The 26,236-nt window shown below is 34.8% G+C and carries 24 protein-coding genes and 1 pseudogene; 2 read left to right on the top strand and 23 right to left on the bottom strand.

Annotated elements, in window-relative coordinates; all coding sequences use genetic code 11:
- Positions 1–57 precede the first annotated feature (57 nt).
- From COD11_RS00165 to lepB, 18 genes and pseudogenes are all read right to left on the bottom strand, one after another.
- Positions 58–312, bottom strand: coding sequence for an aspartyl-phosphate phosphatase Spo0E family protein (locus tag COD11_RS00165; RefSeq protein WP_255301506.1), 255 nt, complete (start codon positions 310–312; stop codon positions 58–60).
- Positions 263–424, bottom strand: a complete 162-nt coding sequence (locus COD11_RS27920; protein WP_162987492.1) for a Myb-like DNA-binding domain-containing protein — start codon at positions 422–424, stop codon at positions 263–265. Before COD11_RS27920 ends, COD11_RS00165 begins: the two co-directional genes overlap by 50 nt.
- A gap of 26 nt (positions 425–450) precedes the next feature.
- Positions 451–1,158, bottom strand: coding sequence for an EAL domain-containing protein (locus tag COD11_RS00160; RefSeq protein WP_176550926.1), 708 nt, complete (start codon positions 1,156–1,158; stop codon positions 451–453).
- A 205-nt stretch (positions 1,159–1,363) separates the two neighbouring features.
- Entirely contained in the window at positions 1,364–2,092 is a 729-nt protein-coding gene (locus tag COD11_RS00155) for a LytR/AlgR family response regulator transcription factor (RefSeq protein WP_098794749.1), read from the bottom strand.
- Positions 2,093–2,099: 7 nt separating this feature from the next.
- A complete protein-coding gene (locus COD11_RS00150) occupies positions 2,100–3,479 on the bottom strand; it encodes an ATP-binding protein (protein WP_098794748.1) in 1,380 nt (459 codons plus the stop codon).
- Positions 3,480–3,566: 87 nt separating this feature from the next.
- Positions 3,567–4,727 (bottom strand): PAS domain S-box protein, encoded by a 1,161-nt coding sequence (locus COD11_RS00145; RefSeq protein ID WP_098794747.1) that lies wholly within the window; start codon positions 4,725–4,727, stop codon positions 3,567–3,569.
- Between the two features lie 84 nt (positions 4,728–4,811).
- Positions 4,812–7,616: a bifunctional diguanylate cyclase/phosphodiesterase gene (locus COD11_RS00140; RefSeq protein WP_098794746.1), complete on the bottom strand. Its 2,805-nt coding sequence runs from the start codon at positions 7,614–7,616 to the stop codon at positions 4,812–4,814.
- Positions 7,617–7,676: 60 nt separating this feature from the next.
- Entirely contained in the window at positions 7,677–7,889 is a 213-nt protein-coding gene (locus tag COD11_RS00135) for a hypothetical protein (protein WP_141549631.1), read from the bottom strand.
- Between the two features lie 548 nt (positions 7,890–8,437).
- Positions 8,438–9,256 carry a methyl-accepting chemotaxis protein gene (locus COD11_RS28105; protein ID WP_483296270.1) on the bottom strand — a complete coding sequence of 273 codons (819 nt, stop codon included), beginning with the start codon at positions 9,254–9,256 and terminating at the stop codon, positions 8,438–8,440.
- 132 nt (positions 9,257–9,388) lie between these two features.
- Positions 9,389–9,736 (bottom strand): annotated as a pseudogene (locus COD11_RS28100) (hypothetical protein); the annotation flags it as partial.
- A gap of 553 nt (positions 9,737–10,289) precedes the next feature.
- A complete protein-coding gene (locus COD11_RS00125; protein ID WP_255301505.1) occupies positions 10,290–10,670 on the bottom strand; it encodes a DUF4274 domain-containing protein in 381 nt (126 codons plus the stop codon).
- A 220-nt stretch (positions 10,671–10,890) separates the two neighbouring features.
- On the bottom strand, positions 10,891–11,328 hold the full coding sequence (locus tag COD11_RS00120) for an SMI1/KNR4 family protein (RefSeq protein WP_098794742.1): 438 nt from the start codon (positions 11,326–11,328) through the stop codon (positions 10,891–10,893).
- Between the two features lie 18 nt (positions 11,329–11,346).
- A complete protein-coding gene (locus tag COD11_RS27310; protein ID WP_255301504.1) occupies positions 11,347–13,113 on the bottom strand; it encodes an HNH endonuclease in 1,767 nt (588 codons plus the stop codon).
- Positions 13,110–13,418, bottom strand: coding sequence for a hypothetical protein (locus COD11_RS00110; protein ID WP_098794741.1), 309 nt, complete (start codon positions 13,416–13,418; stop codon positions 13,110–13,112). Before COD11_RS00110 ends, COD11_RS27310 begins: the two co-directional genes overlap by 4 nt.
- 26 nt (positions 13,419–13,444) lie before the next feature.
- Complete coding sequence (locus COD11_RS00105) at positions 13,445–13,654, bottom strand: hypothetical protein (RefSeq protein WP_098794740.1); 210 nt, start codon at positions 13,652–13,654, stop codon at positions 13,445–13,447.
- A complete protein-coding gene (locus COD11_RS00100) occupies positions 13,654–14,358 on the bottom strand; it encodes a DUF4176 domain-containing protein (protein ID WP_141549630.1) in 705 nt (234 codons plus the stop codon). The genes COD11_RS00105 and COD11_RS00100 overlap by 1 nt, the downstream gene beginning before the upstream one ends.
- Positions 14,359–15,145: 787 nt before the next feature.
- Complete coding sequence (locus COD11_RS00095) at positions 15,146–15,667, bottom strand: hypothetical protein (RefSeq protein WP_098794738.1); 522 nt, start codon at positions 15,665–15,667, stop codon at positions 15,146–15,148.
- A 121-nt stretch (positions 15,668–15,788) separates the two neighbouring features.
- Positions 15,789–16,337 (bottom strand): signal peptidase I, encoded by a 549-nt coding sequence (gene lepB, locus COD11_RS00090; protein ID WP_098794737.1) that lies wholly within the window; start codon positions 16,335–16,337, stop codon positions 15,789–15,791.
- Positions 16,338–16,542: 205 nt separating this feature from the next.
- On the opposite strand from lepB, the gene COD11_RS00085 reads away from it, so the two are divergent.
- On the top strand, positions 16,543–17,847 hold the full coding sequence (locus COD11_RS00085; RefSeq protein WP_098794736.1) for a M48 family metallopeptidase: 1,305 nt from the start codon (positions 16,543–16,545) through the stop codon (positions 17,845–17,847).
- A 154-nt stretch (positions 17,848–18,001) separates the two neighbouring features.
- On the opposite strand, the gene COD11_RS00080 is transcribed toward COD11_RS00085, so the two are convergent.
- From COD11_RS00080 to COD11_RS00065, 4 genes are all read right to left on the bottom strand, one after another.
- Positions 18,002–18,751, bottom strand: a complete 750-nt coding sequence (locus COD11_RS00080) for a DUF7225 domain-containing protein (protein ID WP_098794735.1) — start codon at positions 18,749–18,751, stop codon at positions 18,002–18,004.
- 282 nt (positions 18,752–19,033) lie between these two features.
- Positions 19,034–20,362, bottom strand: a complete 1,329-nt coding sequence (locus tag COD11_RS00075; protein ID WP_098794734.1) for a DUF5667 domain-containing protein — start codon at positions 20,360–20,362, stop codon at positions 19,034–19,036.
- 231 nt (positions 20,363–20,593) lie between these two features.
- On the bottom strand, positions 20,594–22,348 hold the full coding sequence (locus COD11_RS00070; protein WP_098794733.1) for a methyl-accepting chemotaxis protein: 1,755 nt from the start codon (positions 22,346–22,348) through the stop codon (positions 20,594–20,596).
- A gap of 272 nt (positions 22,349–22,620) precedes the next feature.
- On the bottom strand, positions 22,621–23,865 hold the full coding sequence (locus COD11_RS00065; RefSeq protein ID WP_098794732.1) for a NupC/NupG family nucleoside CNT transporter: 1,245 nt from the start codon (positions 23,863–23,865) through the stop codon (positions 22,621–22,623).
- Positions 23,866–24,141: 276 nt separating this feature from the next.
- Here COD11_RS00065 and COD11_RS00060 point away from each other — a divergent pair, with 276 nt between their 5' ends.
- Positions 24,142–24,903, top strand: a complete 762-nt coding sequence (locus COD11_RS00060; protein ID WP_098794731.1) for a TrmB family transcriptional regulator — start codon at positions 24,142–24,144, stop codon at positions 24,901–24,903.
- Between the two features lie 37 nt (positions 24,904–24,940).
- Here the strand turns inward: COD11_RS00060 and COD11_RS00055 are convergent, their stop codons facing one another.
- Positions 24,941–26,221 carry an NCS2 family permease gene (locus tag COD11_RS00055; protein WP_098794730.1) on the bottom strand — a complete coding sequence of 427 codons (1,281 nt, stop codon included), beginning with the start codon at positions 26,219–26,221 and terminating at the stop codon, positions 24,941–24,943.
- Positions 26,222–26,236 lie beyond the last annotated feature (15 nt).

Genomic DNA, 26,236 nt, shown 5'->3' with positions numbered 1-26,236 from the left:
CACATCCACTAGAGTTTTCTTCGCATAATTAAAAAAGAAAGCCTTCACAACATCCATTCAGCTAACTTTTAAACAGGTACATTTTTGATAGACTACGATTAATTGGTCTAACTCATGACTTTTCATAATTGTCTTTTCATCCAAAAATCCAAAAGCCTGGGCTGTATAAAATAAGTTCTGACGAGCTGCTTCTATTTTTTGAACTAACTTTTCTTTATCTCCCTCTACAAAAACACATCGATAACAACTTTCTTTCCTACGGTTATGCATATATTTTCTCATACTTAATTTTTCTATATCTTTTTTCAACACTAATGGCCGTTCTATCTAAAATATCAGCTATCTCCTTGAATCTCTTGCCACTTTTTCTTAACTTTAGTAATTTAAAGTCTTCACTTGTTGTCCAATGTTTGTATGTTCTCATTATTCATCCCCTACCATTTGTAATTATTATGAAAGAGACCAAGAAGGCCTCCCCAAGAGATCTCCTTGTCCAAGAGTTACTTTTAATTTCTTTAAATAAGATAAATCTATTGAAGATTTTATTCCCTCCATTATGAGTACAATTCCCTCTTCCGTACAGTAGTCAACAAGGAGAGAAACGACCTTTTGCTTTTGCTCTGACGTATTTAAATTTAAAGATAAATAACTGCTTAACTTCACAATAGAAGGCTTGATTTCAGTCATCTTTTTTAGCGAATTAATCCCTTTTCCAACGTTCGTAATCGCAACAAATATACCAAGCTCTTGTAGTGTATTAATTGTATTCTTTATATCTGATAGGTCTCGTCTATGCTCTCCCTCATTTGTTTCATCTAATTGAAGAACTAATCGACCGATTAGTTCTGGGAACTTCTTAATTAACTCATTAAGAAATCTTGGAAAGGTTTCATGAAACAAAGTAGATGGAAAGATACTAGTAAACAAGAAGTGCGATTTTAAAAAAGGAAAAGCTTCTATCGCCTTCTCAATTGAATAAATATCATGTTGGTATAAATGATTATGTTCACGCACTATACTATATACTTTTTCTCCATTTAATCCCGGATTATTCCTAGTAAAACTCTCATATCCATATATAGTTGATTTAGCAATATTCCAGATAGGTTGAAAGCTATGATGTATACCATACATTTCGGATTCATTACTAAATGACATGAAAATCCTCCTCTTTCTAATTGAAACCATACTAAATACCTACTTTCGTCAAGTATATTTCTCAATTACAAATATGTCCAAGTGAGTTCATGTATCCTAACTAAATGTTTACACTCTCTTTAAATCCTTTTAGACAATATAATGAAACAATTAGACAAAATTATAAAATTTTAAGAAAAAAAAGAAATAGCAAATTTCGCTATTTCTACTGTCTGGCTATTATATGTTGGATTGATTTTAATTGAAGCTTGGATATCCTAGCTGGTTCTTTGTACCCGGAGAATTTAGCAAAGTAGGTTTGACCATGTGATTCAATATATTCGATCTGACTAACATTCACAATGTTTGATCGGTGGGATTGGACAAAATTATCCGGTAATTTCTCTAATAATTCTTCCAAGGATAAAGATGATTGATAAACTTTGTTACTTGTATGAATAAATGTTTTTCGCTCTTGCTTCTCAATATAATATATATCATTCGTTGGAATCACAGTAATATTGTTATAATATTTTAAAACCAATTTATTTTCCTGTTTTTTACTAGAAGGATCTTCTACTAATTCTTCTTCCTTTATTACCATATGGGAAGCTCTTTGTAGCGCATGTTTAAAGCGGTCGAACTCTATAGGCTTAATAATGTAATCTACAGCATTTACACCAAAGGCTTCTAAGGCATACTCATCATTTCCAGTGATAAATATAATTTGCAAATTAGGTAGCAATTTTTTACAAGACTTTATTGCATCCATACCATTTATTAAAGGCAATTCAATATCGACAAGGGCAATATCCGGTTTTTCGGTCACAATGTACCGAATAAGTTCTTCTCCATTATTCGCCTCACCAACAATTTGATAGGATGGCATTTTTGAAAGAAACAACGATAAGATTTTTCTAGAAGGGAGATCATCTTCAGCAATAACTACCTTCATTTCTCTTTCACCTTCTTAAATAATAATTTAGTACCTCAAATAACTCTCCAATATCTATTGGTTTCGTTAAATAACGATTGCAGCCAACTTTCAATGCATTTTCAATATCTTCTTTGATAGCATTGGCACTTAATACAACGATAGGAACATTACTTTTATCTTCATTTCTTATTATATCAATGAACTCCAACCCATTAATATCCGGGAGACCTAAATCTAACAAAATAAGATCAATATGCCTACTCCTAAACATTTCAAGCCCTTTTTTACCTGTAGTGGCTATAAGGAGGTTTAATTTCTGATTTTTCTCATTCAACACATTTCTCATAAGCTCCCGATTCATTTCATTATCCTCTATATATAAAATAGTAGAATGTGAAATCGTCAAATTAGCCTTTTCAGCTTCCTTGTGTAATGAAAATTCATTTTTATTATTGGAGTAGATTAAAGGTATTTTCACTAAAACCTGTGTTCCTTCACCAAAGTTGCTAGATAATTTTATTGTGCCATTAAAGCGATGTAGAATTTGTTGCACAAGTGCAAGTCCTATACCAGCACCAGGGATTTGACTCTTATGAGAGCCGCTCCTATAAAATGGATCAAACACCTTCTTAATATCCTCTCTCGGTATGCCTATCCCAGTATCTTTAATCGATATACAAATATGATTGTTTTCTTCGTAAGTATGAAGGAAAATTTTACCGTTTCTTTTGTTGTACTTTATCGAATTGTCTAAAAGGTTTATAAATAATTGTCTCAATTTTGTGCTGTCGGCCCAGACGATAGGGTCATTCGCTTGTTCGTTAAAGTAAAGTTTAAGATCCATCTTCTCAGCAAGTGGTTCTACCATCTTTACACTCTGTTGTAAAACGGAATTAACTGATACTTCTTCCATTTCAAATCTTAGATTCCCAGCTTCAATTCTAGAAAGATCTAATATGGAATCAATTAGTTTTAACAAATGGCGTCCAGCAGATAAGATTTCATAAACGTGTGAATGCTGTGTTTTCGTCAAGTCTGGCTCCATATCTAATACCTGTGCAAACCCTAATACACCGTTAAGTGGTGTTCGCAATTCATGACTCATCTTAGATAAAAATTCAGATTTCGCCCTATTTGCTTTATCTGCCTCTTCCTTTGCTACTAACAACTCTTTCTCAACCATTTTCTGCTTAGTAATATCTACAATCGTACTTACCACTTCGACTGTCTTTCCATCTTTAACTATAGGTTTTAACGAACTAAGTAAATTTAAACCGTTAATACTGTTTTCATAAATTACCTCAGCACCATTCCAGGCTTTTTCATATTGCTTTAAATGAAAGTGGTACATCTCGGACGATATCGGTAATTCCTCTAAAGCTTTTCCTAATATATCACTTGGCACTAAACCTACCTTATATAAAAATTGACCATCAACTAATGTATGGACAAAGCGGCTTCCCTCTTTTTTAAACTTATTAATAATACATAATTAATTACGAACAAGATCACGCATATCATTTTCAATTTCTTGTTGTTTACGAAAAGCTTCATTTCTTTTTGAAACATCTCTACCCATTAGATATAACCCGATTATCTTCTCACCATTTTTAATAGGGATAAAAATAAAATTAAAATCAATGAGCTCCCCATTTTTTTTAACAATTTGAATCTCAATAAAACTATTCATATCAGATTTTGCATCGTTTAGGGCCTTCTCAATATCTCTTTCTTGTTCCTTCATAAACAGGAAGTGAACGTACTGCCTTTTTACTTCTTCCTCCGTATAGCCGAGTAAGTATAATAATGTTTCATTCACTTCCCTAATAACTCCTTTTTCATCTACCTCGATAACCATTATAGGAGTTGAATGAAAAAGTGATTTGAATTTTTCATCTACCAAATTTTTACTTGTTTTCATATTTTCTCTATCCATGTAAACTAGAAAAAGGAAGTTGATAAAAATGAACAAAGCAGCAATTCCTATAAATAAAGCAATATGCTTGTGGTCACCGTCATAAAAAGATACATTTGACTGATCAGATATAAAGGTTGTAGCAGACAATAAGGAATATTGCACTCCGATTACGAGAATAGACATGACAATGGAACATACCGTAGCCAGTGCTAAATAGCGAATTCTCCTTAAAGACATACACTTAGCATATTGGATATAGTAAGGGGCAACCAACGTTAATATGATAGAAAAGCAAAGTGCTACTAACAGTCGGAACCAATCAAAATGTATCTGCCCCAAATGTCCAATCGAGTAAATACCTGTCAGATGCATAGAGATAATGGTTAATGAAAAGATTAGGCCTGCAATTAAGCGATTGGTTTTTGTTTTATTCCCTAAAGTAAGATTATAAAAAGTAAATAATAACCCCATAGAACCAAATAATAGAGAGATACCAAGCAAGACAAAATCAAATGTTGGAGTATGAGGATCTTGATAACCAATAAGTCCGATTAGAACAATCGACCATTGTGCACATCCTGATCCGATTGCCATAAGGATCAGCGTAAGTATTCTAAATTTCCCATCTGAAGAAATTAATCTCCTAATGTACATTTGTCCTAAAAAGAAGCCAATAAAATTAATAATTACAACAACACCTAAGTAAAATAGATGTTTATAATCCAAAATCTCCATTTTTATATCTCCTTATAGTCTTCCTTTTATGTAAAACCCAAATATAAGATAAAGCCTGTATTCATCGAATACAGGCCCTTTCTATTAACTCACTGTCTTAGACATATAATAAAGAAGCTCTTTTTCTAACATTTTTGTCATTTGGTTTTTGGGAACTGGTGGGCTTATAAGAAATCCCTGAACTTCATTGCAGTGTAAATCATGTAAATAATGCAGTTGTTCATCCGTTTCTACACCCTCAGCAACAACGATTAATCCTAACTTAGTAGCCATTGAAATAACAGCTGTTGCGATTACTGTATCATCTTGTTCCGTTAGGATACCTTGAATAAATGAACGATCAATTTTCAATGTGTCAACAGGAAATCTTTTTAAGTAGTTCAATGAAGAATATCCTGTACCGAAGTCGTCAATAGCAATAGATACTCCCATCTTCTTTAGCTGTTTCAAAGTACGTAGTATAGACCTTTTATTCTCCATGATGGCCGTTTCTGTGATTTCTAATTCAAGCCATATCGGATTCAAGCCTGTTTTCTCTAATATCTGCTGCACTGTTTTGACAATATCCGAATGTTTAATTTGCCATACAGAAAGATTGACAGACACTTTAATTGGCGGATATCCTTCATCCTGCCATCTCTTATTTTGCAAACAGGCTTGCTCCAACACCCACTCGCCTACCTGTAAAATCAATCCACTTTCCTCTGCAATAGGGATAAATTCTGAGGGCGAAACCATACCAAGCTCTTTCTGTTCCCAACGAAGTAGTGCCTCAATTCCTGAGATCTTACCTGTATGTGTGTCCATCTTTGGTTGATAAAAAAGATGAAATTCCTCTTTTTCTAAAGCGTCTCTCATGTAATTTTCTAGCTTGTATTTATTTGATAATAATGAGTTCATCTCACTATGGAAATAACGATAAGTATTTTTCCCCTGATTCTTTGCTTGATACATAGCCGTATCAGCATTCTTAATTAAAATATCAACGTCTTCACCATCATTAGGATACATACTGATCCCAATACTAGTAGTTGTTACTAGTGAATGCCCGTCGATCTGATAAGGTTGCCCAAGTGCATGAATTAATTTATTTGCAATACTGCTCACTTGATCTTTATCATCTATATTAGAAAGTATAACAGTAAACTCATCTCCACCAAACCTTGAAATCGTATCTCTTTCATGCAAATTCTCTTTTAATCTGGACGTAACGGCTTGTAGTAATTTATCACCCATCATATGGCCAAAATGATCATTTACATATTTAAAGCGATCAAGGTCCATAAACAATACGGCAACGTTCATTTGTTCATCGTATGCTAGTTCTAGTTCCTGCTCCAATGCTTTTTTAAACTTATATCTATTTGGCAACTGAGTCAAACTATCATGTGAAGCATGGAACTTTATTTTTTCTTCATTCATAATTCGCTCAGTTATATTAGTAGCAAAGCATAAAAGAGAATGTGATGAACCGTCCTCTTCAATAATCGGTATTTTCATAACTTGCATCCAATGTTGATTCCCCTCACTATCAGTGAGAGAGGCTTCGGGTATAAAACGGTCCTTTTTACTGTTAATCACTTCTCGGTTGATTTGAAAATAGCGTTCAACCTCTTCCTCATCTGGGTTAAACTCTGATTCTTTTTTCCCTACAATTTCCGCAGGAGTTGTTCCTAATAACTTTGTGAAAGCTTCATTTGCTAACGTGAATCTTCCGTTATAATCTACAACATATATCGCGTTAGGACTTTTACTGATAATCTTACTCAAGAAATTTTTTTGAGATTTCAGCTGCTTCTTCGCATGATTGAGCGATGTGATCATCTCATTGAACCTTTTTATTAGGGCTCCTATTTCTCCTTTTGATTCATCATTTTCAATTTCTGAACGAAAGTTCCCTTTAGCTACCTGATCTACTGCATAATGAAGTTTTCTTATTGGATTCATTGTCTTAACAGTATGAATAGCAGCTAGAAATGTTAATAGAATAATCAGGATGATACTACTTAACCAGAGAGATTCATGAAATTTCTTTACCCCTAAATAAGTAGTTTCTGATGGTACTTGTGCAACTATACCCCATTCTAAGCCTGGAATATATTGATAGGAGGAATACATTTCCACATCAAATTGATTGATTAATCCCATATAACCTGTCTTCTTTTTTAAAATTGCTTGTACAGCTGGATTATCAGAAACATCTTCACCTAGCATTTCCCTTTGAGGGTGAGATATTAAGGTTCCTTTTGAATCGACAATATAAGCATAGCTATCCTTTCCTATATTCAGCTCTTTAAACATCGACTGAAATAACCCTTTTTGATCAAGGTGGATGGCCATATGGACAATTCTTTTCACCTCTTCCTTCTCGTTATTAACAGGAAAGGATAGTAGAATAATAGACTCCTTTTTATCAGATTTGTTTACTAAAACATCACTAAAATGTAACGTCTCTTCCGTACCAATCTGTGGTTCATACTTAATTCCGCTCTTCGTAATAAATTCATTAAGGTTTAAGTTTCTTGAAACTAAAATCTCACCTTCAACATCGGTCATTGTTCCCCCGTCAAAAAAAGGAGAAGAATCAAGAAGTTTCGTCAATTCACTATTTAAGACTAACGAATCATCTTGTAATAAATCCTCATTTTGTTTATTCGTTTCAGATATAGCGTTTGCATTCTCGACAATCATTTTCGCATGATTAGATAAGCGATGTACGGCTAGATCAGTCATTTCTCTATATTGATCTTGAGCTATTTTGGGGAGAATGATGCTTGAGGCTACATAGATAAAACCAGAAAAGAATATAATCGATATAAATAAAAACAAAAAGGTTCTTTTAAATAATCTCGACTTTACTATGTTAGATACGTTAAAGTTTAAATTCATAACACTACTGCCCTCCTTAAAATAGGCTGTTTCACTAATGTGAAAACAGCCCTCCACTCTTTACTCAAGAATAAACTTTTTCAATTCTTCTCTCATTTCTTGTGAATATATGTCTAGTTTTTCTGCTAACTTATTTAATTGTTCCATCGAGGCAGTTGTTTCTTCAATTGATGCAGAAACTTCTTCTGTACCTGCCGCTGTTTCTTGACTGATTGATGTTATTTGGGTGGCATTCTGTACAATAACATCCTTTTGTTCAACCATCTGCTTCATAGATATAACAATATCCATAATCTTAGTATCGGTTAGAGTCTTTTCCCCATACTCGACACCCCCGTAAGCATCATTACTTTTGGACTATTTCCTTACAATTTTATTTACCATTCCCTATATTGTCCAATTGGTTTAAGGTGATATGATTCTCCATATAGATCAATTACTAATCCTTTCAGACTTAAAAAGAACGCTTATAGACAATATCCGACAATATCTGAAAATTTTTTTGTGAATTTTTTGTTGTTATTAGATCGGGAAAAGATGCAAGAAAAGCAAGTAAGTCTTATAGAGGGTAAGTGAAGCATATTAAACTCTAATAAATGGCTGTAATGTACTTCGCAAAATAATTAATTCGTTTTTATTAGTAAGCCGCACAACACTAGAAAAATCAATCTATTCTAAAACAGAGTAAATCTATGATTGAGTTTATCCACACTAAATATATACAAAAAAACACCATGTTTCATAATTCGTTAACATGGTGGTAATGGCTATAACGATATGGTGGCTTTGTTTTTTGGAATTTTTTGAGGATAAATTTTAACTTACACTTTAAATTCATTAACAAGTCCATTTAAATTTTCGATTGAATTCTTTAATCCTTCAGTTTTATTAGTCACCTCATTCAGAGAACTTGAGGTCTCTTGTGTGGTTGCAGAAGTTTGTTCGATTCCTGCTGCAGCTTCTTGTGTTATGGATACAATATTTAAAACATGGTTGTTTATTTCTTTCCCGTCATTCTCTATATTAAACAAGGTGTTTGATATACTCTCTATCTTACTAACGTTTTCTAATACTAACCTATTAATAGTATTAAAGGTTTCTTCTGTAACTCTAATGTGGTTAGTTCCACGTTCAACTCGGTCGTAGCCTTCTTTTAATGAAACAACTACTTCCGAGGAGTCTTTTTGAACATTAGTAACAATACTAGTTATATTTTCAATCGAGCTTGATACTTGTTCTGCTAATTTCCTCACTTCAGAAGCAACAACTGAAAAACCTTTTCCATGTTCCCCAGCTCTTGCTGCTTCAATAGCTGCGTTTAAAGCTAACAGATTAGTCTGTTCGGCTATATTCTGTATAACTCCTACTAACATAGATATTTCTTGAGTTTGTCGATCTAGATTTTCAACTTTATTAACGGAGTCTTTCACTAATTCTTCAATTACTGACATATGGCTAACAGATCTCCCAATTAACTCTTTTCCTTTAGAAGTCATTTGTAAAACTTCGTTCGTTTGTTTCGTAATATCGTTACTATAAGATGTAGCACTTGAAACTTTATCAACATATACATTCATTGTTTCTGATAATTCTCCGGCAGAATATGATTGCTGCTCTGCTCCTGATGCTAAATCTTGCATAGTTGATGCTATTTGTTCGGTCGATAATTGTATCTCATACGAAGCTGTTTTTACTATTTCATTCTGATTATTAACCTCTTTTGCAGTATTTTGGATTTCTTGTACCAAATTACTAACTTTACTTGTCATTTCATTAAAAGAGTTTGCCAATTCTTCAAATTCATCACCTGATTTTAGTACAATTTTATGTGAGAAATCACTTTCGGATAGATGATAAGAAAAGTTAGCAAACTCCCTAAGAGGTTTTTTGATAATTAAAACAATAATAATGTAAGCTCCGATAGCTCCAAGTAGGATAGCCACACCCGCAGATAATAAATTAGTAAACAGAGTGTTTTCTAAGTACCTGTTTGCAATTGCTATAGCAGTTGTTCTTAACGAAATAATTAAAAAAATGAGTAAAACAATACATAACGTTAACTTTGCTTGGAGTGTAAATCTTATTTTTTTCTTCTTATGATGTTGACTCTGCTGTGACATCATTTTATCTCCTTTTATGTTCATTTAAAAATGCAATACACTTTCTTCATTCTACTAAGGACATTTTACCTAGTAAATAAGAATTATGAAGATACTATTAAAAAAAAGTCGATTTTAGAGTATTATATTTTGAAAAAAAAAATATAAATGTTGTAAGTAAAACGATTTTTGTTGTTTTTACTCGTATTTTTAAGATCATAAGTAAATCTTGCAAAATCATTTGGGTATATTAAATGATTCTACAAGATCTATTTCCTTCTTTTTCTAAGGTGTCTGATATGGATTGTGCTACCGATTCTAGGACGATGATCGGGTCGTCGATGATTTGTTCGAGTCTTCCGGTAAAGGACTCCACTCTTGTGTTTGCCTCCTTTTTTAAGCATTCGGGTTGAATTGAGTCTGGTATTTCACTAGATATCGCGATGATTCCCGCGTCAATGACGAGGCTTATCTCATTCTGAAAAAATAAGTGGTTTATTCGGGTACCAGGTAATCCCCACAAAAAAGAAACCTTTAAAGGCATTTTGCCAATCAAGGTTTCAAATAAATTACATTATATCTTAGGTATATCAATCTCTTTGCCTGGAGACTTACTAATTAGAACGCCAGGAAGGTCAGGATTATTCTTTTTTATCTTATACTTTTGAATTTTTGTTAATTCAGGGTCAAAGGAAATGTCTTGTGATTTAAAGTCTAAGCTTAATAGTTTATTATAAATCTTTCTCAAAAAAACTTTCCATTCCTCTAATGAAGAACTTGAAATTTCATCTGAACTCTCTAACAAACGATAGCCATCTGCATAATGGAACATTAGTAAACCTGTCCCTAAATCACAAGCCTCATTTTCTAAGATGACTGTTGGTACATCTAACCCATTATTCCAATTGTAATTTGCAGAAAAGCAATAGAGTAATAAAGGGTTGTCAATATTCATTAACTGGCTTACTACATAATCTTTATCTGTATTATAAAGTAATTCTTCAAGAAAAATAATATCTTTGAAACCTACAAGTTTATCTAATTTAGTGAATTTATAGCTTTTTTATCTGTAACCATATCTTCATAAGCTTAAAATGTCATCTCGCCTAATTATCATTCATATTTACATTTTTTTGAAAAATTCAGCCTTTAAATGTAGCTTTCTATAATTATCATTATTCAGATTCATATAAGTTATTAAAGAACCCAGTAAAACTATCTGCAAGGATAAACATATTGTCCATTTCGTCTTCGGGTTCTATATCATGAATCCAAAAATATACTTTTCCCCGATACTCTCCACTAACTCCTAATAAAATCTCATTTCCTCCAGGGTCATTACCAATCGAAATAAAATCTTCTGGTATTTCTCCTTCTAAAACCTCAAAAACTTTACCTAAATTGCTTTTCATATCCCCAATTCCATAAAACTTATTGACTAAACTTTCTCCTTCATCATCAGAGATTTTAAAGTTAGATTCTTGAGGAAATCCTCCATTGTATTCTAGTAGAAAATCAACATATTGCTCAGGTAACGAAACTTCATACTCTTGTTCGAATTGTTTTAGATCCTGTAAAGAAACTTTTGGATTTACACTAAGCATTTTTGTCATACTCTCACTCCTAAATCATTACTTATTTTTCCCATTAACCTTTGATTGACCACCAATGTGTCTAAACTCTCTGTGGATATCTTCATCTACTAGCATCATAGTTCTTCCATCTTCATGATGATGCCACGTATAGCCATCTGGTGGCCTTCTAATATCTATTATTGGTGGATCAGTATCTTTTGTAAGTCCAGCTGCTTGGTTTGCATTTTCAAAATCTTTTGGATTATTTTTAGGCGAATGAACTTCGATTTTTACCGGCTTAACATTGGGATGAATAAACGGTGTAAAATCTGGGTAACCACCTGGATACCTTACAGAAACTCCAGACTTGTTAGTATAAGTCCAAGTGCCATTATCTTCGATGGAAATACTTCCACCTTTTTTATACCACTTTTCAGGTATTGGAGAGTTCATTGGTTTAGTCTCCAAGATCTCTTTAGTGAAATCTTCTACTTTCAGCTTATTACCATTCCCCTTCTCCTCAACCTTCACACTAGACCTAGAAACAACCGAATCAATCCGATCTTCTACTGCCGACCTACTAAACACATTCACCGGCACTGAATTCGCCGTACTCAATTGAAGAGTTTGGTTTGGAAATAAGGTTCTGCCTAAGAAATTAGTGACGTCATCAACAAATTGGGTTCCACCGTTTTTTACATCTTTATATAATTCTACCGTTTCTTTCTTGATTCCTTCAAATACTTTGTTGTTTTGGACGATTTCTTTTACTTTTTGAGAGATGGCTGGGTTTACTGCTTTGGTGTTGGGTGCTTTGTCTTTTTCTACTTTTAATAGCTTGAGGTATTTTGATTGGCCTACGTATGGGACGAGGGAGGTTGCTGCTCCTCCAGTTACATACATAATCCCTTCTTTTTCTGAGGTGTCTGATATGGATTGTGCGACCGATTCTAGGACGATGATCGGGTCATCGATGATTTGCTCGAGCGTTCCGGCAAAAGTCTCTACTCTTGTGTTTGCCGCCTTCTTTAAGAATTCGGGTTCAATTGAGTCTGGTATTTTACTAGATATCGCGATGATTCCCGCATCAATGACAAGGCTAATCAGGCCTTCTGCGATTTCATAGATGGCAACACCTAATCCTTTTATGAAATTCCATACCCCTTCAACCGTTACAGAAACAACATCACTTACTCCTTCAAAGAAGTTGGTGTAGGTATCTTTGACTGCAGAGGCTTTGTTTGAGTATTCATCATCAACATTTTCAAACTTCTTTACTTTTGTTTCATAAAGGTCCCATAATCCTTCTATGTTCTTTTCAAGCATCGCCTTGGAAGATTCAATATTCGTCCGAATAGCATCGAGCTGTTGTTTATTATGTCTGCTTCTTTCTATTTCTTCTGGAGTTGGATCGTCAAACAAACCAAATAAGAAGCTTGGGGACTTATGTGTTTCTAGGATCGCATTAAACATATTGTTGTTTACACCTGATTCAATCTGTGTGAGGTTCCACCAGATATCGTTGCGATCGACTCTCATCATACTATTTCGAGAAATTGGTGTAATGTAGGCAGTTGTATCGGTCACGTAGTTTTCAAATAATGATAAAAGATCGTCTATTTGAGCTTGGTAGCTATTAATATTTTTCTTTGATTGCTGAATGGTGTCATCCCAAACATCCAAGCTCTTTCCCGCGTTACTTTCTACATAAACAGCTATCGAGGTTAGGGAACTGTGCATTTGATTTAAGGCATTCTTGTATGTATGAAGTTGTTCAATAATTTGATCCAATATTCCATAGTTAATTTGTATGTCTCTTTTCATGACTGCCCACTCCGAATCATTTCACTCGCTTCTTCGTCGGCCTTTTTCATTTCTTCTAGCATTTCTTTTCCAGCTGCATGAATAGCGTACATATCCTTTAGTAAATCCTTATTGATATCATCATTCATATTATCTAGAATTGCATCTACTTTTTCTATGAAATCAGAATTAAAGTTCTTTAATTGATCTCTTGTGCCAGTACGGAAGGTGTCGGTATAACTGCTAAACTCTTCAATACTTGATTGAAGCGTTTGTAAAGTGGTTTGTAAATCGTGAACACTCATCTTTATGTTTGTTGTTCCCAATACGTAAACTCCTCTCTACCAACTTTTTATCTAAAATGAACAGATTGAATCGTGGCAAGTAATTGATCAATCTCTGCTATCATTTCTTCTATCATTTCTCTCATCTCTTCCTCAACAGATGCATTTTCTAAGTCCATTTGCTCAAAATTTTTCTTAATCTCATATTTGGCATCCTCCAAAGACGAGCTAATACCAGAAACTAAGTTATAACAAAAGCTTGACGTATAAAGTGCCATTACCTTTTACCCGCTCTTTCCTTAGATTGGATTTCAAGCTGAAGACGTTTCATGTCATGTGCTGAGAATTCGATTGACTTCATATTTTTTTGAACAATAAAATCTTCTTTTATAAGCAGAAGAAAGGCTTCTTCCATATCATCCTTATAGCCTGTATGAATCACATTTGTAATCAAGGGCTCTGTAAAATAAATCGTTGTATCTTTCTTCATCTCTCCTACAGGATAAATAGCACCACCGTACGGGAAATACGTTTGATACCCTGTTGGTGCTATGAAACGCTTTGTAATCACAACTTTGGTAGGTGAAGACGTTTGATGTTCCGGAATAAAATGAAGTGGATTAAGTTCAACAACTGTGCCTAGTGGTAGTACCTCTCTCATGATTTCAATACATGAAGTAATAAAGAGGACAAAAGGCTTTTCAGGTAAACAAAAATATGTTTGTGCAAACTGAATCACGTGTTCATCATTTTCTCTTCTATAAGTAATCTCTTCTCCATTTTCACATTGTATATTATAGGAAGATCGCTCTTGCTTGTAAGCATAGTAAAGTTCTTGAAAGACAAGTTCATCATCAAGATACAAATCTGCAAACTCATTGATTGCCACACGATATCTAATTTTTGCTTCATTTGATAAAGAGTCAATGACTTGAGCCACTTTTTCCATAGCGAGTGTTTTTAACTCCATTTTTTCATTCAACCCATTCACTCACTTTCATGTTAATTTTTTACATACATATGTATTATAAATGAAGCGCTTGGAAATTATATGGTAAAAATTATCTAAAAATAACAGTTGTGCATCTATGCTCCTAGATATAAGTACTTACTTTTTTAAGAAAACTAGTCTGAAAGTTTACTACGTAAATAAAAAAGCGTTTTACGTGTTGTATAAGTAGTTGGGTTTTGGAGTACAAAAACATAAAATTTTTTGTTGCTTATCGAAGGTTTTCATAAATGTAACGTTATTTTAGCACCCTAATGTGCATTCCTTTTAACAGGATGACAAAAGTTAGAATCAGTGTGCGAGTTTGTTTGCTAATTTATTTGGGGATCAAAGTGGTAGGTTTTGGATATTCAAGTTAGATATTAGACTCTCTGATGTTATTCATGGATAGGAATTGGTAGGCGGAGAAATTCCGGTTAAAGTATATAGTAGGTGCTTAAAAAGTCGAAATAAGCGGATATATTCCGGTTAACTTCTCTAAATATAACCAAATCTAAAGTTTTGGTTCAGATAAGCGGAAAAAATCCTCTTATTTTGTGAGAAATGTTGGTTTTTCCTAATTTAAACGGAATTTTTCCGTTTATTTTTCAGGAAACACTACTATATAGTGCAAAAAAATGCTTGGAGACACAATGTTCCAAGCATTTTTGCTAATCAATTATCTGTAAATTCAAGTGTGAATTACCGTTCAAATAGTATGGTTATTTCTAATTTAGCACTTCAAAACAGAATTATTATATGTTGTAGAAACGTTTTTTTATCATTCATGCTCTTTTGACAAACTTCGGGGAGGCACCAAATAATTCGCAATCACTTTCACATTCTTCAAATTCTTCCCATAATCCACAACAGTTGTGGCAACGGCAGGCTTACTTTGTATATGTACCTTAGATCTTTCTTCATCCACCTTCTCTACAAAAACGGATATCTTGTCTCCCCAGGTTAAGGCGTTTACTGCTGTTTTTGCACGGATCATACCTTCCTGTTCATTCTCATAGGTGATTTTCGTTCCGTTGATGGATAGAACAGCTTTTTTACATAGCTCGAAGGCAGAGTTGTATGGTAGGGTTAATTCCATTTCTTTTTCCTGCTTCACACTGCTAGTACCTGATTCTCCAATTGATTTCATTGAAAATTTATTAATGCCCCCTACTATAATCGTCATTCCTAGTCCAAAAAAGAGACCTGCCATAACTCCTATTTCCAATTCTTGAAACATAAGTCCCATGATGACTCCAAAAGGAATGCTAGTGAAGAAAAACATTTGCAGCAGCTTCTTCATCCTTTATCATCCTCCTTTAAGCACACCCACATGTTGTAGAAATGCTGTTGTCTAATCGACAAAATTCGGGAAGTGACAGGCACCACAAACTCCGGACCAGCACCTATCCCGAGCGTGACACCTACTCCGGAACCCCCACCGCATTCACAGGATAAAACCGAAACTTTACTTCTCCAATCACGGAGTCATAGGGAACGAATCCAAAGATTCTGCTGTCTTTGCTGTTTAAGCGGTTATCTCCCATAACAAAGAGCATGTCTTTTGGTACTTTTGTTTTTCCAGTGATTTCTTCGAGGGTGAAATCAAAGGTTAATTCTTCTAATGTATTATTTTCTTTATTTTCTTTTAAATACTCTTCTGGGAATTCTTCACCATTGATAAAAAGCACATCATCTTCCATTTTAATAGAATCTCCAGGGAGACCTATTACTCTCTTTATATAGTGTTCACCTTCAAGGTCTGGAGCATCAAACACGACCACATCAAAGCGTTGGATCTTTGATGTTTTACTCACTATCACCCGATCCGCATCATGAAAGGTAGGAGACATTGATTCCCCAAATACAGACGTTGGAGTAAAGATAAATTGTCGACAAATAAAAACAATGATAATCGCAAGCGCTAATGTTTTCACCCAAGAAAGAATTTCCTTTTTTGTACTAGCTTTCATTCTTGATCTTCACCTCATATTTATATTTTCCATAAAAAATACTTCCAATTTTAAACAGTTTTCCAACCACTTAAATCATACCACACTTCTGAAAAGCATTTCCCACCCATTCCCTTAAAAGAAAAGGTTGTTTTTCCATTCATTTTTACCTTTAAACATCATATAATAAAATTTGTCTGTTAGAAACTGTTAGGAGTTGAACAAATTGGAAAATAATAAAAATCTTGTCCATAAGCATGAAGAAACGCTATTTATTATTTGTATTATCGTCAGTGTTTTTATGGCATTATACTTACTTCTTTCGATCATTGGCGTTTTTATCGTATTAGCGATTGGGCTATTATCATTATTCTCACATGCCCTATCTATGGCACACATCCAATTAAACGGGGTGAGATTAAGAGAAAATCAGTTTCCTGAGCTTCACAGCAAGGTTATTACTCTTTGTCAAAAAATGAATTTAGATAAAGTACCTGAAGTGTATGTAATTGAATCTGGTGGACTTTTAAATGCATTTGCTACAAAAGTTCTAGCATTATTCGGGAAAAACATGGTTGTGCTATATTCTGATTTCATTGATATTGCAGACGATTCAGAGGACTTCGATATTGATTACATCATCGCTCACGAGTTAGCTCACATTAAAAGAAATCATATCGCTAAAAGTATCCTACTCTCATTATCTATGTGGGTACCATTCTTAGGCACAAGTTATTCAAGAATGGCAGAATATACATGTGACCGCATGGCAGCTTATTATACAGAAAAACCGGAAAATGCTATAAACGGTCTTTTAGTTCTAGCTGCTGGTAGAAGGCTTTATAACAAAGTTAATATTCAAGAATATTTAACGCAATACAACGAAAAACGGGGGATTTTTGCTATTTTAACTGAGCTACTATCAACACACCCTCCTATTCCAAAGCGCATTCATGAGATTGAACGTTTCACATACGGAGAACCTTCCGTACAGCTTAAAAGCAGAACAAAGAGAATTGTTCTGTTAATGTTTGTTATCTTTGTTGTTATTCCTACAATTTTCATTGGTATTGGTGTAGGAACAGCAGTTGTTCTATCACAATTTGGCAGCAAGTTAGAAGAATTTTTCATGGAAAGTGACTACGGGTATAGCTATGAGTATACTCCTTTAATGCAGGCTGTAATTGATGCTGATCAAGCAGAAGTGGAGGACCTTTTAGTAAGTGGTGAAGACCCTAATGAAATAAATGAGTACGAAGAAAGTGTCCTAATGATTGCTGTTGATAATAATCGTGGAGACCTTATTCCCTTACTCGTAGAATATGGAGCAGATCCTAACTGGCAAGATAGCTGGGGATGGACAGCATTAATGACTGCTGTTTATAACGAGGATATTGCTTCTATTAAAAGATTATTAGATGCAGGTGCAGATCCTACTCTTACTAATTCTGAGGGGATATCCGCTGTTGATCATGCTTATGATATTGGGAATGATGAGATTATTGAGTTGTTGAATTCCACTATTTATTAGATCCAAAACTCATGACAAAATTGGTTGATTTAAGTTGTAAATCATTGGTGCATAAGAAAAACCTAAGTAAAAGAAGTCTTCTACTTAGGTTTTTTTTTGTATTTCGCAAGACCATCTTCATTCACAGACGTTTTTGGATAGTCAATCATCTTGTTTAAAATGTATTAGATAATTTTTTCAAAGAACTAATAGTAACCTCATACTTGTTCCCATATGTCCTAGGCGACGGAATTTCTTCCTTCGGCCCATAGAATAATACCTTAAAGTCATCATCTTTGTATTGAACAACAAAAAAGTCATCAAATTGGTCAAAGGTATTTTTGTTGATTGTGATAAAGCTATTATCCTGCGCAGTTGTTTTCACGCTTATTCTTCTGCCGTCTTTCATCACATCAAATCCATGCTGGTTGGTAACTTTGGCAAGCTCACCATTTGTATAAAGAACGCAAAAGAATTCACCTAGACGACCGATGAGATGTCTTAGTTCAGTTGCCTTGCATCCAAGAACATTCATTTCAAATCGTAGCATTTCTAAATATTCTTCATATAATTTTTTTATTTGTGAGATTCCGATTGTAGATTGATCCTTGTAGAGCTGAAGCTTCCCTTTATCCCACTCACCGACTACAGATTCAAACTCTGCCCCTTTAGCCTTGTGAAAAATAAGCCCAGTATAAGGATAATTTTCACCGACATATCGATATGTACTTCTATTAATATAAATAAATAGATGTTTAGTAAAAGCTATCCCGTTGTTATAACGGTTATAGCAATAGTCGGACAGAATAATGCTACCTGGATTCGTATTAAATTTTGTTATTAAAAGATCTTTTATCTCTGCTGATGTTAACGTTTCGCCTTTCTTTTCTTTAAGTACCTCTATTATTTGTTGGTAAATCGTCAATGGAATCCTCTCCTCTTAAAACGGGTTATTTCTTTTATAATCTAAGGACACCGTCACAGATGATAAGGACGGGTTTTTGATCTTATCATAACCTCATTAATTACCATTCACAATAGTTCATTGCCTTTTTCTTACTTCGGTTTTTATAATCGGCAGATCAAGACGGAGGGACAGGTACATTGTCCCTTAATTTTCTTTAAATATAGTAGCACTAGAATTTACCCTAAAAATAAAAGAGAGTACTGTTAACACAGTAACTCTCTTTAGGAACATCACTATACCCTATTCTTCTTTATCTTTACCTTTATCACCGTTTGCATTTTTATTATCAGCTTTTTGCTGATTTTCGTTCGCTTTCTGTTGAGCTTCTTGTTTTTTCTCATTAGCTTTTTGCTGGTTTTCTGCTTTTTTCACGGAAGCTTCTTGCTTTTGTTCGTTAGCTTTTTGCTGATTTTCTGCTTTTTTCACTTGTGTTTCTTGCTTATTCTCGTTAACTACTTCTTTAGCTTGAGCAGGTTTTTCTTCTTTCGGTTGCTTTTCAACAACTAGGGTTGTACTCACAGGCTGTACGGCAGTTGTTTCTTCTTCAGTTGAATTCTCTTCTTCATGTACCGATTCTTCATTCATTTCTACTGGTTGTTCAGCATCCGCAAGGTTCTCTTCTGTTTGCTCTTCTGCAACTACTTCTTCTGCTTCTTCACTCTTTTCACTATCTTCAAGACCAAATTTAGCCGCTTTTTCCTCAAGCTTTGCTAGTTTTTTATCTAGTTTAGCAAATGATTTTTGGATATTTTTCATTAATGCCTTTTGTGCTGTAGGATTTTTCACTTGAGATAGCGCTTTTGCTAATGAGTCAATGTTATTTGCAAGCTTAACTTCAACCTCATCTTCAATTTCTTCTAGACCTTCAGCGGCATCTTCTGCCACTACTTCTTGTGAATCTGTTGCTTCAACAATATCCTCTGCAGATTCTGTTGTATCAACAGCTGCTTCTTCAGTTTCTGTAGTGTCGCCCGCTACCTCTTCTGATTCAGCTAAGTAATTAGCTGCTTCCTCTTGAGTAGCAATGGCAGCATTAAGTAGTTCTTCTGCTTCTTCACTTTTACCTTCAGCTATTAATTTATTAGCTTCTGCAATACGTTCTGCTGCAAAATCTGCTAATAGACGAGCTTCTTCATAGTCGTCAAATGTTATAGCAAGTCTTATTTTTTCCATCATTGTCTTTACAAAATAAAAGAAATCTCCCGGAACTAATGAAGGCTCTTCTTCTTGAATTTCTTCTTCGTTTGTTACGGTTTCGCTGGCAGTATCCTCTTCTACTACTTCTTCAGTTGTTTCGGTTTCGCTAGCAGTATCTTCTTCTATTTCATCCTCAGTTGTTGTTGGTTCAGTAGCAGTATCTTCTTCTATTTCTTCATTTTCTTCTGTTGTGGTAGTAGCTTCACTAGTAGCCGTTTCGTCAACTTCTGTGATTGTTTCTTCTATAACTGCTGGATCTTGCTGATCTTCCAGACCTTCAGTTGCTAATGCGGCTGGTGTGATTAATGAAAAAATAAGTGCTGACGCGATCGGGCCGCAAACTAAAAACTTCTTAATCTTCTTGTACTCCATGTAAGTTTCTCCCCCTAGATAATTTGTAAAATAAATTCTTCGGTGAAAGCTTAATAGTTTCTGTCCGTAACTTGAAGAAAAAAAGGTACATTGGGACTGTTATCTTATTCCAATTGGATGAGTCAACCTCGTTTTACACTACAAAAAAGCCCATACAAGATTTCTCTCATACGAGCTTTCATCATCATTATTTTGTTGAGATAAAGATAAAGTTGTTAATCTCTCATTCCCTTATAACCTAAACTTCTGAATAACCCCCTGCAACTCCTGCGCCATCTTACTCAAGGATTCTGCTGACCCAGCAATTTCATCCATTGAAGCACTTTGTTCTTCTGCAGCAGCTGCTACTTGTTGAGTATTGGAGGATGACTGCTCTGATATGTGGGCTACTTCTTCCACGATTCCTACCACATTTTGCGACCTTGAATTTACTTCTTCTACAATCGTAGATACTTCCTGCGTTTGAGAGGTAACTTGTTCAATTAATTCCGCGATGCCATTGAAGGTCTCACCTGTTTGATGGACCATTTTAATTCCTTCCTCTACAACAGCAGTTCCTTCATTCATAGAATGTACAGCTTGAGTTGCCTCACTTTGAATAAGTCCGATAGAAGTTTGTATTTTCCCAGCAGCTTGACCTGACTGTTCAGCCAATTTGCGAACCTCATCGGCCACGATGGCAAATCCCTTCCCTTGTTCTCCGGCTCTAGCTGCCTCAATTGCTGCGTTAAGAGCTAATAGGTTTGTTTGACTAGCAAGCTCTGTTATGAAATAAACGATTTCATTAATTTCCTTTGTTTTTTCACCAAGACTATTCACAACATTAGAGGTTGTTTTTACCTTATCTTTTACAAGCGTCATTTGCTCAATCGTTTGAGTCACAACTTGGCTTCCATTATTAGCAGATTCATTTGTTTGTACAGTAAGTTTGGCTACCTCTTGTATCGCACATGCAACCTGATTCATACCTTTTGAAATTTCTGTGACTGTATGGTTAGCATGATTTGTACTCAAAACCTGTTTTTCTGATCCGATTGCAACTTCTTGAATTGATGTTGAAATCTGCTCGGTAGCCTTCTGTGTTAGCTCAGAACTAGCCGTTAGCTCTTCAGAGGATGCTGCTACCTTTTCCGCAGAATCTCCAACTTGCTTAATTAACCCTTTTAAACTATCAACCATTCTATTAAAATTCTCTGCTAATTCACCAATTTCATCATTTGATTTAAAAAGCAGTGGCTCTACTGTTAAATCACCATTTGCCACACTTTTCGACCTTTCTGTGATGGCGATAACGGGTCTTGCCATGACTCCAGAAAACACCGAAACAACTATAACTCCTATTATGATTGATGCCCCTAATGTAATTAATAAATTCATCAATACATGGTTTGCCCCTTGGTTAAAATCCATCGTATACGTACCAGCAGAAACAACCCAGCCCCAATGAGGATCTTGCTCTGCATAGGTGATTTTCGGTTCAACTTTGTCTGGATTATCAGGTAAAGCCCAATCGTATGTTGAAAAACCATTACCAGTTAACGCTTGTTCTACGATTAGTTTCCCAACCTTTGTTCCATTAGGGTCCTCTGAATCCCAGATATTCTCCCCTTCTTTACTAGGATGAGCAATTAATGACCCATCATCTGAAATCACAAAAACATATCCATGTTCACCCACATCAATATCCTTATTGATAGGTCTAGTTCCATCAGCCCCTTTTTCTCCGAGAATAACAGTCTTTACTTTATCCTGTGCTTCTTCAAGAGTCATGGTTCCCTGTTCAACTTCGCTATTTAATAGGTCAATCATTTCCAAGACCAGTTGAACGTTATTTTTTAATTGAGCTTGTCCCGCTGCATCTAATTCATCAACTGTTTTGTTATAACTAGTGAACCCAATAACCGCGCTAGGAATAATTAATAATAGCAAGCTGAAAAGTAATAGTTTTGTGCGGATTGAATTAATTCTCGGGTTTTTAAATTTCATTTCTACTCCCCCTTTACCAGATTTAAAGCGCTTTCATTTAAAATCTACAAAAATAGACAAACTCAGAAATAGACGGTACTTTTTAATCAGGTTACATACATACTTTATAAGATAATCATACTAGATTATAGAACATGCTGTACAGTTAATTCGAAATATTCTAATAAATATTTGTGCAAGGTTAGTTACTTCTTCCTACAAATTAAAGAGTTTACAACAAAATCCCACAATCTCTATTGAGTACTGTGGGATTTTTCATTTATTTGATTCAATTAAAACAACATCCCAGCGATCGCAGCACTTAAAAGTGATGCCAATGCTCCGGCGATAACACAGCGCACGCCTAGTTTAGCAATGTCTGGACGTCTGCTTGGGGCAAGACCACCTAAGCCACCTAGAAGAATTGCAAGTGATCCGAAGTTTGCAAATCCACATAAAGCAAAGCTAATAACAATGTTTGTTTTATCTGATAAATTAGCCATTTCAGGTGTGAATGCAGCATATGCTACAAATTCATTTAAGACAATTTTTTGTCCAATAAAGCTACCAGCTTGAAGTGCCTCTGCCCAAGGTACACCAATCATAAATGCAATTGGAGCAAAAACCCAGCCTAATATCATTTCTAGAGAAAGTGATTCAAATCCGAACCAGCCACCTACTCCACCTAACATTCCGTTAACTAATGCAATTAACGCAATAAATGCAAGTAACATCGCACCAACATTTAGAGCTAGTCCTAATCCGTCAGATGCTCCGCGAGCTGCAGCATCAATAACATTTGCTGGTTCGTCCTCTTTATCATCAATTTCTTCAGATAGAGCTGATTCAGCTGTTGCCGCAGTTTGTGCTTCTACTGCATTTTTTGTTTCAGGAATCATGATTTTTGCCATGATTAAGCCTGCAGGTGCTGCCATAAAACTTGCTGCTAACAGATATTCAAGTGGTACACCCATTAGTGAATATCCAATTAAAACAGAACCTGCAACAGATGCAAGACCACCTGTCATAACGGCAAAAAGCTCAGATTGTGTCATTTTTGCAATATACGGACGAATAACTAATGGTGCTTCTGTTTGTCCAACAAAAATATTCGCTGCCGCTGACATTGATTCTGATTTACTAGTTCCTAATAGCTTTGAAAGTCCACCACCAATGATCTTAACAACCCACTGCATAATGCCAACATAGTAAAGAACTGAAATTAGCGAAGAAAAGAAAATGATAACTGTCAAAACTTGAAAGGCAAAAATAAATCCGATCCCTTCATTTCCTATTAAACCACCAAATAAGAATGTTACACCTTCATTTGTGTAGCTCGTAATATCTTGTATCTTCGTAGATAACCAGTTAAGCGCTTTTTGTCCAAGCTCCCATTTTAAAACAATAAAAGCAAATAATATTTGAATGGCAAGTCCACCTAAGACTGTACGATAATTAATCGCTTTCTTATTGTTTGAGAATAAAAATGCTATTCCTAAAATAAAAACAATGCCCATAATTCCCCAAAGAAAATTCATTATGGATCCCCCCATATTTTAAATTAAATAAAACTGTAATCCCTTTCATTTCACAATACGTCAGATGTCCTACCTCTATAAATTATGTTAAGTTACCACTAGATTAGTAACCGCATACACAGCATACATTATTAAAGTATTGTTTGTCAAACTAGTTTTGGTGGGAGAAGTCGAATTTTGTCGATTACCAGATACCCAGTGGCATAATACCTCCATATAAATTATTATATTTAGTAGATAGTATGTACGAAAATGTGGTTAGTTATAGGAGGATTTATGTTACAGAAGTTTGGTTTTTCACAATATGAAAGTAGTGTTTATGAAGTTCTAGTATCTAGTGAGGAGCCAATGGATGCTACTAACATTGTCAAATATTCAGGTGTTCCAAAATCAAAGGTCTATGAAGTGATCTCACGTATGATTGAAAAAGGAATGATACTAGATTCTGTTTCAGAAAACAAAAAGTATTATACCGCGTTGCCATTATCACTTGCAATCGAAAAATTAAATACAGAATTTCAAAAAGATTTAAAACAACTAGAAAATATCAATTTTCAAAAAAAGTCATATTATGATGAACATGTTTGGAGTTTGAAGGTTGATACTTCCATTCGGGCACAAAGTAAACAACTTGTTCAAGATGCTAAGAACTCTATTCGAATTTCAACTTGGAATGAAGATCTTGAAGAGTATTTACCACTTTTAATTGAAAAGGAAAAACAAGGACTGGATGTTGAGGTATTAGTAGTCGGCAGCATTGACACGCCTCTATCAAATATTCATGCCCTTATTCCAGCATCAGAACACCAGTCACTTGAACATTTTCGCTTAATTATTGTAGATGAAAAAGAAGTTATTTTTGCTGGTATGGAAGAGAATGCCTGGCAAGCCTTAAAAACAATGTCCAAGCCATTTATTAAGATTTTTACAGAGTTCTTCTACCATGATCTTGCCTTAGCAAAAATTAATGAAAAGCATTATGATTTGTTAATGAGTGATCCTGATATAAAAAGTACCCTAATGAAATTAAGATATTAATTAGAAAAAACCACTATAGAGTGGTTTTTTCTAATTCCTAATGCAAAAGTAAAGCCGAAGCAACAACATTCAACAGAAACAGAGTTGAAATCACATAAATCAGAGGTGAAACCTGCTTCCATTTACCAATAGCTATTTTCACAATCGGATACACAATAAAGCCGAACGCCAATCCATCGGCAATACTTGATGTCATAGGGATACAAATGATAATTAAAAACGCAGGAAATCCCTCTGAAAGATCATGAAACGGAATGTCTTTCACTGATGACATCATAAGCGCCCCTATTAAAATCAACACAGGTGCAACGGCATTTCCAGGAATTAGCTGAATCAAAGGCATAGCAAAGATCGATAAGCCAAATAAAACTGCCGCCACAAAAGCAGGTATCCCCGTTCTTCCACCTTCCGAAATTCCTGCCGCACTCTCAGCAGAAGCGATTGTTGGACTTGTCCCAACTACTCCTGAAGCAATCGTTGAAATCGCAACCGCTTTGTAAGCTCGAGGGAATTTTTTCATATCAGGCAGCATTCCGCTAAGCAGCCCTATATTTTCAAATAAAACAATCATCGTCATGGAAAAAACAGCAATCCATAATGGGATTTGCCAGATATTTAATTCGCCTAATTGAAACCAATTGTTATTATTTTGGAAATCTACTATACTGCTGTGATGTCCTTCACTAAAAGCAATTGTCATCACACTCGTCACAACAATTCCAATTAATAAACTACCTTTTACATTCCGAACAAATAGAATTAAAGTGATGATAATCCCAACAATTGTCGAGACTGTCACTGGACTATTCAACTGCCCAAGTGCCAACATAGTTGTTTCACTAGATTGAATGATTCCGCCTTTTTGTAATCCTATAAAAGTAAGAAATAGTCCTATTCCAACAGTAATTCCATGCTTTAAAGAAGTCGGAACCGATTCTAGTATTTTATGTCCATACGAAGACATGCTAACAAGAAAGAAAAATAATCCTGACAGGACAATCACTAACATCCCTTGTTGAACGGAAAGCCCTAAAGATTGAACCATTGTATAGCTAAAAAAGGCATTAACTCCCATACCAGGAATCATAATAATCGGTGCATTCACCCATAAAGCCATTAGTAGACATCCTATAACGGAGGCAACAATCGTTGCAATGACCGAAGCACCTAAAGGAATTCCGGCATCTTTTAGTATTAAAGGATTCGCCAATATGATGTAGGCACATGTGAAAAATGAAGTAAAACCTGCCATAACCTCCGTTTTAAAGGTGGTCTTATTTTCTGCAAGCTGAAAGTGTTGATTTAATCGTTGTAGCATCATTCATTCCTCCGT

Source organism: Bacillus sp. AFS040349, from assembly GCF_002577655.1.
Classification (GTDB): domain Bacteria; phylum Bacillota; class Bacilli; order Bacillales; family Bacillaceae; genus Metabacillus.
This window is presented reverse-complemented; position numbering and strand designations above follow the sequence as displayed.

Bases quoted from the DNA above. Each gene is read 5' to 3' on its own strand.
- COD11_RS27920 (WP_162987492.1), bottom strand. From the start codon at position 424: ATGAGAACATACAAACATTGGACAACAAGTGAAGACTTTAAATTACTA.
- COD11_RS00160 (WP_176550926.1), bottom strand. From the start codon at position 1,158: ATGTCATTTAGTAATGAATCCGAAATGTATGGTATACATCATAGCTTT.
- COD11_RS00155 (WP_098794749.1), bottom strand. From the start codon at position 2,092: ATGAAGGTAGTTATTGCTGAAGATGATCTCCCTTCTAGAAAAATCTTA.
- COD11_RS00145 (WP_098794747.1), bottom strand. From the start codon at position 4,727: ATGGAGATTTTGGATTATAAACATCTATTTTACTTAGGTGTTGTTGTA.
- COD11_RS00140 (WP_098794746.1), bottom strand. From the start codon at position 7,616: ATGAATTTAAACTTTAACGTATCTAACATAGTAAAGTCGAGATTATTT.
- COD11_RS00135 (WP_141549631.1), bottom strand. From the start codon at position 7,889: ATGAAGCAGATGGTTGAACAAAAGGATGTTATTGTACAGAATGCCACC.
- COD11_RS28105 (WP_483296270.1), bottom strand. From the start codon at position 9,256: ATGCAAGATTTAGCATCAGGAGCAGAGCAGCAATCATATTCTGCCGGA.
- COD11_RS00125 (WP_255301505.1), bottom strand. From the start codon at position 10,670: ATGAATATTGACAACCCTTTATTACTCTATTGCTTTTCTGCAAATTAC.
- COD11_RS00120 (WP_098794742.1), bottom strand. From the start codon at position 11,328: ATGACAAAAATGCTTAGTGTAAATCCAAAAGTTTCTTTACAGGATCTA.
- COD11_RS27310 (WP_255301504.1), bottom strand. From the start codon at position 13,113: ATGAAAAGAGACATACAAATTAACTATGGAATATTGGATCAAATTATT.
- COD11_RS00105 (WP_098794740.1), bottom strand. From the start codon at position 13,654: ATGGCACTTTATACGTCAAGCTTTTGTTATAACTTAGTTTCTGGTATT.
- COD11_RS00095 (WP_098794738.1), bottom strand. From the start codon at position 15,667: ATGAAGAAGCTGCTGCAAATGTTTTTCTTCACTAGCATTCCTTTTGGA.
- lepB (WP_098794737.1), bottom strand. From the start codon at position 16,337: ATGAAAGCTAGTACAAAAAAGGAAATTCTTTCTTGGGTGAAAACATTA.
- COD11_RS00075 (WP_098794734.1), bottom strand. From the start codon at position 20,362: ATGGAGTACAAGAAGATTAAGAAGTTTTTAGTTTGCGGCCCGATCGCG.
- COD11_RS00070 (WP_098794733.1), bottom strand. From the start codon at position 22,348: ATGAAATTTAAAAACCCGAGAATTAATTCAATCCGCACAAAACTATTA.
- COD11_RS00065 (WP_098794732.1), bottom strand. From the start codon at position 23,865: ATGAATTTTCTTTGGGGAATTATGGGCATTGTTTTTATTTTAGGAATA.
- COD11_RS00060 (WP_098794731.1), top strand. From the start codon at position 24,142: ATGTTACAGAAGTTTGGTTTTTCACAATATGAAAGTAGTGTTTATGAA.
- COD11_RS00055 (WP_098794730.1), bottom strand. From the start codon at position 26,221: ATGCTACAACGATTAAATCAACACTTTCAGCTTGCAGAAAATAAGACC.